Raw genomic sequence first — 12,519 nt, forward strand, 5'->3', positions numbered from 1 at the left:
GCCTTTTTTTTGCTCATAAAATGCGCATTTCTTTCCTTTGGCAAAATCCTGGTTGCATACAACGGCTACAGTGCGTTAGATTTTTCGATCAGATCTATTCTATTATCAGGCTCTTTTTCTTTTTGCTTTTTAAAGAAATTATTTAAGCCGCCAATGAGCGTATTACCAGCAGAAAATAGCTTATCAAGCAAACTAAAATCCATTTCCATTTCATAACATCTTACCGTGTTAATATCATTAAAATCATTAACAATCATTTGTGAGAAACACAAAAGCATGTAATTGAGAACCGCCTCATCCTGTTCTTTCTGTCCCATCTTTTTAAACTCAACATCATTCTCTAATTTTTTCCAGGTATAAAAATTAATACTACGTCCATGATTGGGATCATAAAAATAAGCGGTTTTTCTCTTTGCATCATAACGCAAATAGAGAGCATGGCCCCACGATTCATGCTCTGTGTCTTGGGTTCCATCTTTTTTAGTTGGGTGATGCCCAATGGATATTTTTACAATTCCATAATTTTTTAATTTTGACTTCTGTTGCCGAGTAACTGCTTGAAACAGTACTTGATAAATAGCATCTGAATTCAATGCGGGTTCATCTGCACAATGCGACTCCTCATCTAGTTTTTGAATTTTCTTAAGATGAAGCCGTTTTAGCACTGCTTGTGATAAACCATTGTTCGTTTCATCCCCTAAGTGTACTTGATATAAAGCTTGATTGAAGCGATCTTGTGGCGAGATTTTCACTTCCGCTTTCCACTGAGAATCGGAGAGTACTTGATTTCTACCTAGACTGGTCATTTCTCGAGTAATTAACCTATAGGTGTTTGCTTGACACGCCCCATCTCCCAAGACCTCATCGCTCCCCCCAATAAATCCTTGAATGTTTTCATACTGAATAGGATTGCCCCACTGATTAAAAAATTCAATCTCTTTGTTAACATCACCTAAAAGCAATGCGTGCATTTTACTTGCAGACCGCTCACTAAGGGGTGAAATAATCTCTTTTACTTTGTCATACTGAGCGGTTAATCCGCCCAGGCTCTCCTTGTTGTCTTTAATTTTTTGATCGATAAAGCGGCTGAGAGAACGCAACAATTTACTTTTTGATCGTTTCAAAGCGCTGTCAATGTGTTGAGGAATATTTTCATTAGCGTCACTCAGTTCCTTTTTGCATTGCGCGTATTCTTGTTCTAACAAATGAGTTGCTGTTGCCATGAGTTCTTGTCTTGCTTTGGTTACTGTGTGAATCAAAGGAGCTAAAGAAGACTCACCACCGGCTGTAATAATCTTCTCCTTCAACGCCATAAGTTCAATTTGCTCTTGCAACTCGCTCAAGGTCGGAATCTCATGTTCTGCCTGCCCATTAAGCACTGCGTTTTGTAGCACATGCTTGATTTTTTGCTGGACAAGCTCTTTATTCATTTTAATTTTGCTAGCGTCCAGGGCAAGCGCGGAGAAAACAGCGGCTTCATGTGGATTCTGCAGGAATTTTTCGGGATGGATAATTTGCTGGTGTACAAATGCTTTTTTTAACACCAGAGAAAAGTCCTGAATATATTCTTTCGGTAGCCGCGTGAGCGCCTGTTTTAGCTTAGGAAACATTTTAATCACTACTTCTTCTTGAGCCGTGACCTCGCCTCGTTCAAGCTTGACACTTAATTTGGACATTTCCTCATCGTATTCCTGTTTTGTCATTTTTCCTTGCGCATAAGCGATAATTCGAAGTTTATCAGACTCCGTCATCATGCGTGCACTATCGCGAATATCAGTGCCGATCACATCCCAGTTACCAATCATTTTTTCTGCCATTTCTTTATTTGTACTACGCTCCAAACGAGCATAAAGATCGATAAGCGCTGCGCGATTACAGGCTGAGCGAACACTCACTACAAACTGATCCAGTGCCTCAACATTCTTAGTGTGATCCACTGAGGTAAGCTTATCAGGCATATGTTCAATCACATGCTGAATATCACGAACGATTACAGGAGCTAACGCGGCTACATCGTCAACTCGTTCATCATGTAACACCTGGCTTACTATCTGTATAGGGTTTGTATTAACCAAAGAAAGTGAGGCGATAACATGGTCTTCGTCTGCAATTTTATGCAACTGCTCTGCAAGTAATTGCATAAATTCCTCATTATTTGCTTGTTTTGAGCCTAATAGAGATTGAGCCCGCTCCATAGCCACATCAAAGCCTGCAGGTGAACCGTGCCACTCCTTTCTTTTTTCTTCAATCATTCTGTTTCGTTCTTGTTCAGCAAGAGCTATTTTTTCCATAAACTCATTGATTTCAGATATTGAGCGTAGTGGCGGGACATTGTCATCAAGGCGTCTGGAAGTAGGCCAGTGCGTTTTATATACTTCCTCAAAGGGCATGTTCGCGTCATATTCGGCACATTTTTTTTTCAACTCATCCACGATAGAACAATTCATGAGCACGATTATCTCATTAATTAATCTTTGATGTAGGTGTTGCCAATATTCAAAATTGTTAGGATAAAGAGTCAGTTGGACATTATCTGGAATTAACTCTTTTTCATTGATCCTCTTTGCAATAGCAGAAACATTAAAAGCATCAAGTTTATTGGCGCTGCTACTGGGGTTAAAAATGTTCCAAAAATTAATCAGGTAGGTATTAAGATTTGCTTTCATTAAATGGAACGCATCTAAAGCGAATAACTCTTGCTTCAATTGCTCCAGATTCATAACCAGTTGCATTTTATATTCATTTAAACTTGGAAAGGTCTCTGGGTTCTGAGCATAAAAATGGTGCGCGGTTTTCTGAAACAGCCAAGTTCTTAGAACTTCGATGTTAAAGGCCCTTAATTGCTCTTCAGTTACATCTTGAGGCCAATCACCATTCTTTTTCCAATACCCACTGGTATTAAAATACTCACATAATTGTCGCAGAGAAATCACATCTTCTACTTCTTCTAATGCAGCGGGAACAGCACTCATCGTCCATGCCATTTTATCGTCACATTGTGCTTTTATTTTTTTTATATAGTCTGAGAAACGATGGTGCTCAACAGTATAATTGTCTTCCTCCGAGGTAACTGTAACTGTGGGAGATGTCTCTTGAGATCTAGGTAGACTCAAACTTAAATCAGCGTAAGTTGGAAAATCATAATAATAAACATATTGTCCACCGAAAATAGAGCGCATAATAATCTCAACAAAATATAAACACCTTGCGCATTATATATCAAGTCCTTTATTATGCCATGAGCGATGCACTTATTTTTTAAAATATGTATAAAAACACATAGCCCGGTTGCTTGCAATCAAGATTTCCGCTTAATTATTGATTCTCAATCCACCAAATCCCCCCATAAGTTGTACCTTGGTCCAACATTTTATTTTTTTATAAAATTTATAATGGCCTCCTTATCTGAAAGAACAATCCAATTTTTATTAATAAATTCAGTGAATTAACATGAAATCGCCTGAATAAAAATTCATCAATTAAGAAAAATAATTAACAAAACGACGTTAGTTAAGAAAATTGGCTAATAATTAGCCTAAAATGCAAATATAGAAGAAGATAAATAAAGGAATTTTTATGGGGATGCAAAAAAAAGAAGCAACAGAAAATCAAGATCAAGCAAATGAACTTGATATGCCATCCGAATTGCCTATTTTGGCATTAAATAGAGCCATTATCTATCCTTTGACCATATCCCCGCTTAATGTGAGACAATTGCGCGCCATCCAACTCATTCAAGACGTGACGATTAGCTCTTCACGTTTCATAGGAATAGTCGCTATTAAGGATAATGACGTCGAAGATCCAGGTCCGATTGATGTCTATACAATCGGCACTGCTTCAATAATACATCGTCTTATTCATTTATCAGATGACTCAGTACAAATCATTGTACAAGGAGTAGAACGAATTCGTATCAAAGAATTTACCACGATTGATCCTTACTTCAAGGCCCAAATTGCAATTGCAGAGGAACAATTTATTAAAAATAAAGAAGTTGAAGCCCTCATGCACAATACGATTGAATTATTACGCCACTTGCTTTCTTTAACATCACATTTACCAGAAGATTTATTAAATATCGCACTTAATACGGAGGATCCACGTCAATTTGTTTATCTCATTGCAGGGAGTTTCAGATTGGAATTGAAAGATGCACAAGAACTTTTGGAATTAGACAATGTCGAACACAAGCTCGTGAAACTCAATAATTTTTTAACCCGTGAAATAGAAATTATCGAACTGGGGAGAAAAATTCAATCGCAAGTACAAAACGGACTGGATAAAAACGAACGCTATTATATGCTGCGTGAACAAATGAAACAGATTAAAAGAGAGCTGGGTGAAGAAGATGAGCAGGTTCTCGAAATTAAGGAATATAAAAATAAAATTACTGAGGCACATATGTCGAAAGAAGCGGAGAAAGAAGCAATACGTGAACTTACGAGAATGAAAAGCATGTCTGCATCTGCTGCCGAGTATCAAATCATTAAAACCTATCTGGATTGGTTAGTTGAATTACCGTGGAGTAAGGCAACTGAAGATAATCTGGACATCGAGTGTGCGAGAAAAATACTTGATGAAGACCATTATAATTTGAAAGAAGTGAAAGAACGGATACTCGAATATCTTGCTGTACACAAGCTACGCCTTGAGCGCGGCGATAAAACTCAATTAGAAACAGGCTCCATTCTTTGCTTTGTTGGCCCACCTGGTGTTGGTAAAACCTCACTTGGGCAATCAATCGCCCGTGCACTCGGGCGAAAATTTATTCGATTCTCATTGGGAGGAATGCATGATGAAGGAGAAATTCGTGGGCATCGACGTACTTATGTTGGCGCATTACCCGGTAGAATTATTCAATCAATTAAGCGCGCCAAAACCCGTAATCCTGTAATGATGCTGGATGAGATAGATAAAATGGGCGCCGATTTTCGTGGTGATCCCTCATCCGCTTTGCTTGAGGTACTCGATCCAGCACAAAATAAAACGTTTTCTGATCATTACCTTGATGTCGATTTTGATCTATCGCAAGTTATTTTCATCTGTACAGCGAATCAACTTGATCCAATTCAGCCAGCGTTGCGTGATCGTATGGAAATTATTACGCTTTCTGGTTATATCGATGAGGAAAAATTGCATATTGCAACGAACTATCTTATTCCTCGTCAGATCGCAAAGAATGGGTTAATGCCTGAAGAAATTCAATTTGAAAATGATGCAGTCCTTATGATGATTCATGAGTATACTCGGGAAGCAGGTGTCCGTAATTTGGAACGTGAGATTGCTGCAATCTGTCGTAAAATTGCAACAGCTGTGGCAGAGGACAAAATGACATCCGCCATAATCACTAAGGATAAGCTTATAGAGTTACTTGGCAAACCAAAATTCTATTCCGAAGTTGCTGAGCGAACCACCATTCCGGGGGTTGCAACCGGTCTTGCCGTAACAACAGGCGGCGGTGACATTTTATTCATTGAAGCAACAAAAATGCCCGGTTCTAAGGGTTTTCTCATTACGGGCCAATTGGGTACCGTAATGCAAGAATCCGCCCAAGCGGCTTTTTCTTATGTCCGCTCCAAAGCACATCAGCTTGAAATAGATGATACAGTTTTTGAAAAAAGTGATATTCATATCCATATTCCAGAAGGGGCAATACCCAAAGATGGCCCCAGTGCCGGGGTTACTATGGCAACAGCACTTGCATCACTCATGACCAATCGTTTGGTCAAGAATGACATTGGGATGACCGGCGAAATCACACTAAGAGGACGAGTACTTCCTGTGGGGGGTATCAAAGAAAAAGTGATTGCAGCCCATCGCGCCGGTTTAAAAACAGTAATTCTTCCTAAACGGAATGCTAAAGACTTAGAAGATCTACCGGATGAAGTACGCCAAAAAATGAAATTTATCTTCGCGGAAGATGTTAACGAAGTCTTTGATGCAGCCTTATGTCCAAAAGAAAAGAAAAATAAAAAAAGTAGCATAACAGATAAAAAATAATCTGCTTTATTGTCTTGAAGTAAATACAATAAGCAACTGTCTCTTGCTCACATCTCTGCCTACACCCCGCGAACAAGTGTGGGGGCGGGGACGTCCGAATGCGCTTGGACTGGTTTTTCAGGGATGTGTATAAGATTCAGTTGCAAGCAGCCAGGCTACAACTTCATCACATTCACGCTGAGAAAGTCGTTATGAGTTCTTTATATTGATCTTCGTTAAAACCTATTGCAAGTGTTTTGCCATTTTGTACCAAAACAGGCCTTTTAATGAGTGAGGTATTTGCGATAATAAAATCTATTTTTTCCGATAGGCTCAATGCTTCATAATAATCTTTATATTTTCGGTACGTCATCCCTTTTTTGTTGATGGGAAGCTCACCCAAATAATCACCCCATGCTTTTATTTGTGCTTTTGTTGGCGGAGATTTTTTGAAATCAATAAATTCATAATCAATTTTATTTTGCTCTAAGAACGTACGCGCTTTTTTTACAGTATCACAATTGGGGATTGCAAACATTGAAATCATTCTTACTCCACAGGGCTCGACTATTACACATCACTGGATCTTATAATGTTGCACTCATTTCTTCTAGAACATTTTAACTCAATCTGTAATGATTGTGTTGTACGCATCAACGACGCGCTTAATCTGCTCCTTTTCCTAGATGTTACCTAAAAGATTTCTAAGCTTTAATGATGGTCAAAAGGATCAACTGGTTTTTTTTCTTCAGGATTCGCTACATCAACTGATGGCCGTTTACTTAGATACTCTTCAGACTTAAAAAAGACACAATGATCAGAACTTGTTTTTGCTGATTTGTCTTGTTTTTCATACTGCTCCAGTAAATTGCTTATTTCAGTATGACCCAGAGCGGTTGCCAGCTCATGCAGTGTTACAGAAACTGCTGTGGAATCATTAGGTTGAGCCAAGCCAATTTTTTTCTTAACTAATTCATCCATGATGCGTTCATCTAGCTGCGCATTACGAGCAAACTGATACAAAGAATCGGCTTGAACATCCAATGACATGGTTATTTTGGCTGGGCATGCAAGCAATTCTTTTAGAACATCAATATGGTTATAATAAATAGCTGTTAAAATCGGGGTATTTCCTTCTTCATCTGCTACTAGAGCAGGATTAACGCCTTCTTTTATAAGATTTTTAACCATGACGGGATCATTATCTAATGCGGCAAGGAAAAGTAGATGCGCGCCTGACCGTGTGGCTTTTCGTGCATCGATTCTATGGATCTCCTGAAATTCAGGTTGCTGCTCCCATGCAGTCATCCGTTTTTTAAAGTCTTCCTCATTCGCTTTATTACAATAAACATTGGTTACAAAAGCACACTGGCTACCAGTCGAAAATGCATTAAAAACTCGCCGGGATATTTCTTGCACCTTATTTCCAGGGATACGTTCAGGTTCACGACCGCTATTAATGAGTTGCCATTGATCCGCCGCCGGATCATATCCAACGGTAATGGCATGATCACTACTACCAAGAATAAAGACAATCGGCTTTTGAATTCCTTGCAATTCATTTTTAAGCGTGGAGAAATATTTAAATAATTCATCAGAATTATAGGCACCCATAAAGGTGTTTATTCTGCTGACTCCTCCACTTTGCTCAAGCTTTTGGGAAAGAACAAGAGGAGCACTGAGTAGTGTATCTTGTTTGAGTTGCGTTGCTTTTTCAAATAAAGGAAGGTGTAACCTAGGTTGCTGATATATTTCTACCCCTTCAAAAAAGGCCATATAATCATTTTGTGGATGGGTAAGCTCTGCTTTAAATTTTTCTAATGCATTTCTACAGTTCTCTAATTGCTGCTTTACATAAATAGTGTATAAAAATTCATTTTCTTTCTTGTTGAGTTCTTCTCTTAATTTACCGAACTCGATCTTTTCTACACCTAACAAATGGGTTGACCACTCTTTTCTCATCGCACGGAGTGTCTCTTCGAGCTCTAAAGTAGCTATTAAAGTTTTTTTTGCATCACCGTTTAATTTCTCGGTAGGATTTACAGCCTCCTCTTCCAGTATATCGATGGCCTTTCGAATACCTTCAAGTTCACCGTGAATAGCGATAAGCTCTTCAAAGCGGTCTTCAAATAGCACAAGTTCTTCAGCGAGAATGGCCTGCATACCCATATTGGCAACACCAAAACACATTCCGCCAGGATCAGGGTGGTATCCTGTTTCTTGCATTAACTCAATTAACCAATCTTTATTCTCTTCATCTCTCTCTTGTGGCATATCTGCCTCCATTATTTGCTCGAGGCATATCAGCCTACTTTTTTATTATAGTTTAAGTATAAAAAATGGACGATGTTATCATTTTCTTCCGGGCTCTCAATGAAGCGAATATCCAAAGAATGTTGATTGCATTGGGAGCCAATACTCATTTATTACAATCATGAGTGGTTGGGCCTTGGCCCAATATGTTAGATGCGACTATTGAAAGATTTATTGAACCGACTAAATAACACCGTTTTGCTGCTCTAATAAACCCTGTTGTAAGCAATCAGCTTCGCATACTCTCGTTTATTTGAGTATTGTCATTAAAATAGACTTACCATCTGGTGTGTCTATGATACCCATCTCATGAAATCCTGCTTTTTCATAACAACGTTTTGCACGTAAATTATTTGGATCAGCTTCCGTAATGATTTTCTTGATAAGAGGGTTTTGAAATAAAAATTGGATAAATTCTTTCATCATTAAAGTGCCGAAGCCTTTATTGATATAATTTTCCTCGCCAATAAATTGATCTAAACCTACTGTATTTGCATCTTCATCCGGCCACCATCCCTCGCCTACTTTACTCGCCCAATAATACTGAATAAATCCAATCGGCTTGTTATTCATAGAAGCAATATAAGCACAAACAACTTCATCATCGATACGCGCTCTATATTTCTCTTTAATTTGCCCTGACGTCAGGTGATCATTCCACCACTCCAGGACATGTGGTTTTTCAAACCATGTGCATAATAGATCGAGATCGGAAGTGGTGAGTGGTTTAAATATAATTTGCCCAGTCATTTTTTTCTCTTAGCAAACATCGCTGCTTGTTCGCAACATCATGATACTTTTATCATAACTACTAATTTTCTACATCTGCAAATAACATTGTCCCATTGGTTCCGCCATAGCAGTTACCCAATGATACACAACACATAGTCAATGAAACATTATCTATAGGAGAAATGCCTCATGAAATCAATTCGGGTAAAGTACCACCATTTTTGGGATTTTTACCGCAACCGGAAGCCTATGAAGGCAGTTGACCTTGGCTTTATTGATTTTGGTTCGGAAATAAAATCAGTTGCTGATATCTTAGACGCGCTTATTGAAACAAGAAATGGTAAAGGTCGCGTGTTTTGGAATATAATATTAGATACTGTTACTGTTGTTAGGAATTTTCAGCATATCTCTGCAGGTCCTAATCCTGCACCGCTTACAACAAGAGGTTTCAAACCGCAACTGTCTCCAGCTGACGCATATCAAGATGATTATGTTTTTGGTATGGATCCCTATTTTTTACAATCAATACATAGAAGGAATTTATTATTCGTGTTGAATAGGAGAACTAACAAATAAACGTAGCCTGCTTGCACACAACCAGACTACATTTTAACTATGCTGTTAGATGGCCTGCCAGTATCGCTTTTTCATTTAGACTATAGTGGTATTCTTCCTGCACCGTTGCAAATTTAATTTCCAAATACTGCGGTATCCTGGTCGAATAAATCTTCGTTCTGTCTGCAAAACTTTCCTGCTCTTTAGCAATCTCCGTAAGCTTTCTATTTTTTTCTTGCAGCATGGATGCTTGTACTCCAGCATTACATGCTGCCTCCATCTTTTCATTTAGATTGGTTAATTCTTTAGACCAGTAGAACGTAGCTTTTAATTTATTAGGAGATTTATCTTGATCCCATAATGCTCTAAGTTTTGCAAAATTGATGGAGGGGTCCATATGTCCAAGGAGCTGAATGTACATTTTAAGATAGGATTTGGGGAAATCTTCGCTTTCAGTTATTCCATCTATCAAGCGCAAATTCGTAATCACTAAAAAATATCCCTCATAATTATGCTTTTTCCTTAAAGCAATCGCTATATCAATCCAACGGCAAAAAGCTTTAAGTCGAGCATTATTTTCTTGAGCTTCCATTATATCTCTTTTAAGATGAGCTTCTAAGTACTCTCTACCATCTAAAAATGCTTTAAGGTTCGAGCTTGCCTTTGGCCTCTTGGAAAAACCATCAGGGCTTGCAAAATCATTTAGAGGAATTTTGCTATAATCTGCTCTTAATTGCTCATCAATGAGTGTTGCATCGACTTGTACTAGTTGATTGTACATTTTGAGATAGGGTTTAAAAGCCTTATTTTTTGTTAATTGAAGATTTATATCCATTTCCATTAATGTGTCGCGCACTAAAAAATAGGCTTCATAATTATGCCTTTTCCTTAACATGATTGCTGTATCCACCCATCGACGAAAAGCATGCATTTGCGCGTCTTGACAAGAGTGCTTGTTGATATCTTCTCTAACAAAATATTTTAATACTTTTCGAACTTCTAAATGTTCCTCGGCACTTGAGTTTGCTGTCCTTAATTTGACATCAAAGAGTCTGGCATGGTCATACGCAAATCGAGATTCAATATAAGCAAAGAATACGTAGCATTCTGGATCTCTTTTTATTTTTTTTCGGGTCTCTTTCTCGGCAAGCATCTCGTCCCACTCAAAGGCAGCATTGGGCTTAGTTAAAAACTGTTGCTTTTCTATTAGATTTTTAAAAAAAGAATTTTTAGACATAGTAATATTTTTAGACATAGGAACTTTCACAAACCAAAAATGTTCAATTGTAAGTCTATCTGCTTATTTTAATCAAGCAAATGCAGCCTGGTTATAAACAACGAAGTTACGCTTCTTACACCATTGCATATTTATTAGGGAAAAAGAAGTCATGATAAAATTTTGTTGGGTCACTATCCCCCAACTTACTTGCTGTGATTAAAATCTACATAAAAACTTTTATGTAATTTGTTTATGCTCATGCCATGGCTACGCGTTTATTAGGAGATAATCAAAGTTTAATTTCAGCATTAATTAAAGTTCGCGATGCCCACTATATTAATAAAGAGGAGGTTGCTGAAACATACAGTGAAATCTCGCATGAGGAAATAAGACGGGAAGCCTATTTTTTCGACCCCACTAATTTCAACTTGGCGCAAACCTTTTCTACTCCCTTCAGCACTCAACCTAGTATTGAAATGCAATTAGAAAAACTACAAAAATGTTAGGAACAGGTAGGCTGGTTGCAAACAAGCAGGCTTTCATGCCACAAGTAAGATTTATGAAAAAGTCTCATTTGAAGACTCACTGTGCATCTACAAACCTCAACTTAAGAAAAATTGAGAGGATTAAAATCGCCAGACTGCTCCGCCATATTTTGGGTATTTTGCTCCTGATATTGCCTATATTTTATATAGTGAATGCGGCGCGCCAAGGAACCTGTAGGATTAAAATCTTTTGACATTTCAATCTTATTGAGACGTACTAACAAATCATCTATAGAGTTACTTTTTTTCAGGATTTGATTGACTGCATCCACATGATGCCGCCGCCAATGAAAAGTAGCAAATAGGGTAAACCCAGGGGAGCAACTGGTATTTTTCGTATAATCATTTAAAAGATTTTTTGCATTCTGGAACAAATCGTCTGTGGATGAGCTCGTAAGTTCAAAGTAGCTTTCGGGAAAATACTCTTTTTTTCTGTATTCATCCAAATCTATTTGTTTTTCTTCTCGATGATTGAAAATACTACAGTTGCCGCTTGGAACAGAAAGGGTTTTTACAGAAAGAGGCAACCGGATAATCACATCGCGTAAGGCCCTATCTCCAATAGCGAGATCATTATCACATATATCACCTAAAAGATGGATTTCTTGCATTTGCTTAGGGAAACTGCTAAAAAATTGAGACAGCTCATCAAAAGGACAGTTTTTAATCACATCCGCATTCACTTTAAAATAAGTACAATGCGGTGGCATAGCCTTAATTACTTCATCTGCATCTTTCCATTTTTTACTAGTACGAATTCCAACCTTGGTTACATGTCCGGGCAGGTTTTCTAAAAGCTCAATACACGCCTTTTTGGATTTCGCAGCCATCTCCTCGCCGGCATTCTTTCGCCAATCATCAGTGCGGTTGATTTCGCTATCCTCATAAACAACAGAAGTAATTGACTTGGGAAGCAGGGATACGTTGTCAGCGAGTTCTTTGGTTCTTATATGAATCTCATTGATCTTTGGATTCAGCGAGTGCATCATCTCCACTGCTTCTTCCAAAAGTTCTTTTGTTAGTGGCATTTCCTTCTTGCGAAAACAGAGATTCTGACCTCGACCAGCATCATATCTTATTTCTATGTTGTCTGATTCTTTTACTGGATCTTTTGGAGTACCGTTGAATGAAAATAGAAATTTTATTCCCATAATTTAGACCTGCAAAAATTGT

9 protein-coding genes are annotated in these 12,519 nt (G+C 38.1%); 3 read left to right on the plus strand and 6 right to left on the minus strand.

What is annotated here, in order from left to right:
* Positions 1–65 precede the first annotated feature (65 nt).
* Positions 66–3,179 carry a hypothetical protein gene (locus tag DY223_RS15475; RefSeq protein WP_058460526.1) on the minus strand — a complete coding sequence of 1,038 codons (3,114 nt, stop codon included), beginning with the start codon at positions 3,177–3,179 and terminating at the stop codon, positions 66–68.
* Positions 3,180–3,576: 397 nt separating this feature from the next.
* Here DY223_RS15475 and lon point away from each other — a divergent pair, with 397 nt between their 5' ends.
* Positions 3,577–6,003: an endopeptidase La gene (gene lon, locus DY223_RS15480; RefSeq protein WP_058460525.1), complete on the plus strand. Its 2,427-nt coding sequence runs from the start codon at positions 3,577–3,579 to the stop codon at positions 6,001–6,003.
* Between the two features lie 172 nt (positions 6,004–6,175).
* Here the strand turns inward: lon and DY223_RS15485 are convergent, their stop codons facing one another.
* The 3 genes from DY223_RS15485 to DY223_RS15495 all read right to left on the minus strand — a co-directional run bounded on the left by DY223_RS15485 (position 6,176) and on the right by DY223_RS15495 (position 9,045).
* On the minus strand, positions 6,176–6,529 hold the full coding sequence (locus tag DY223_RS15485) for an arsenate reductase family protein (protein WP_058460524.1): 354 nt from the start codon (positions 6,527–6,529) through the stop codon (positions 6,176–6,178).
* A 164-nt stretch (positions 6,530–6,693) separates the two neighbouring features.
* Complete coding sequence (locus tag DY223_RS15490; protein WP_058460523.1) at positions 6,694–8,256, minus strand: ankyrin repeat domain-containing protein; 1,563 nt, start codon at positions 8,254–8,256, stop codon at positions 6,694–6,696.
* 288 nt (positions 8,257–8,544) lie between these two features.
* A complete protein-coding gene (locus DY223_RS15495) occupies positions 8,545–9,045 on the minus strand; it encodes a GNAT family N-acetyltransferase (RefSeq protein WP_058460522.1) in 501 nt (166 codons plus the stop codon).
* Between the two features lie 171 nt (positions 9,046–9,216).
* Here DY223_RS15495 and DY223_RS15500 point away from each other — a divergent pair, with 171 nt between their 5' ends.
* On the plus strand, positions 9,217–9,603 hold the full coding sequence (locus tag DY223_RS15500) for a hypothetical protein (RefSeq protein WP_058460521.1): 387 nt from the start codon (positions 9,217–9,219) through the stop codon (positions 9,601–9,603).
* Positions 9,604–9,640: 37 nt separating this feature from the next.
* Here DY223_RS15500 and DY223_RS15505 read toward each other — a convergent pair whose 3' ends face one another.
* A complete protein-coding gene (locus DY223_RS15505) occupies positions 9,641–10,819 on the minus strand; it encodes a RasGEF domain-containing protein (RefSeq protein WP_160116291.1) in 1,179 nt (392 codons plus the stop codon).
* Positions 10,820–11,064: 245 nt separating this feature from the next.
* Between DY223_RS15505 and DY223_RS15510 the strand changes: the two genes are divergently transcribed.
* Positions 11,065–11,307, plus strand: coding sequence for a hypothetical protein (locus DY223_RS15510; RefSeq protein ID WP_058460519.1), 243 nt, complete (start codon positions 11,065–11,067; stop codon positions 11,305–11,307).
* 101 nt (positions 11,308–11,408) lie between these two features.
* Here DY223_RS15510 and DY223_RS15515 read toward each other — a convergent pair whose 3' ends face one another.
* Entirely contained in the window at positions 11,409–12,497 is a 1,089-nt protein-coding gene (locus tag DY223_RS15515) for a DUF5617 domain-containing protein (RefSeq protein ID WP_058460518.1), read from the minus strand.
* Positions 12,498–12,519: the final 22 nt, after the last annotated feature.

It is taken from the genome of Legionella bozemanae, assembly GCF_900450575.1.
Lineage (GTDB): Bacteria > Pseudomonadota > Gammaproteobacteria > Legionellales > Legionellaceae > Legionella > Legionella bozemanae.

Bases quoted from the DNA above. Each gene is read 5' to 3' on its own strand.
- DY223_RS15505 (WP_160116291.1), bottom strand. From the start codon at position 10,819: ATGTCTAAAAATTCTTTTTTTAAAAATCTAATAGAAAAGCAACAGTTT.
- DY223_RS15485 (WP_058460524.1), bottom strand. From the start codon at position 6,529: ATGATTTCAATGTTTGCAATCCCCAATTGTGATACTGTAAAAAAAGCG.
- DY223_RS15495 (WP_058460522.1), bottom strand. From the start codon at position 9,045: ATGACTGGGCAAATTATATTTAAACCACTCACCACTTCCGATCTCGAT.
- DY223_RS15500 (WP_058460521.1), top strand. From the start codon at position 9,217: ATGAAATCAATTCGGGTAAAGTACCACCATTTTTGGGATTTTTACCGC.
- DY223_RS15490 (WP_058460523.1), bottom strand. From the start codon at position 8,256: ATGCCACAAGAGAGAGATGAAGAGAATAAAGATTGGTTAATTGAGTTA.
- DY223_RS15510 (WP_058460519.1), top strand. From the start codon at position 11,065: ATGGCTACGCGTTTATTAGGAGATAATCAAAGTTTAATTTCAGCATTA.
- DY223_RS15515 (WP_058460518.1), bottom strand. From the start codon at position 12,497: ATGGGAATAAAATTTCTATTTTCATTCAACGGTACTCCAAAAGATCCA.
- lon (WP_058460525.1), top strand. From the start codon at position 3,577: ATGGGGATGCAAAAAAAAGAAGCAACAGAAAATCAAGATCAAGCAAAT.
- DY223_RS15475 (WP_058460526.1), bottom strand. From the start codon at position 3,179: ATGCGCTCTATTTTCGGTGGACAATATGTTTATTATTATGATTTTCCA.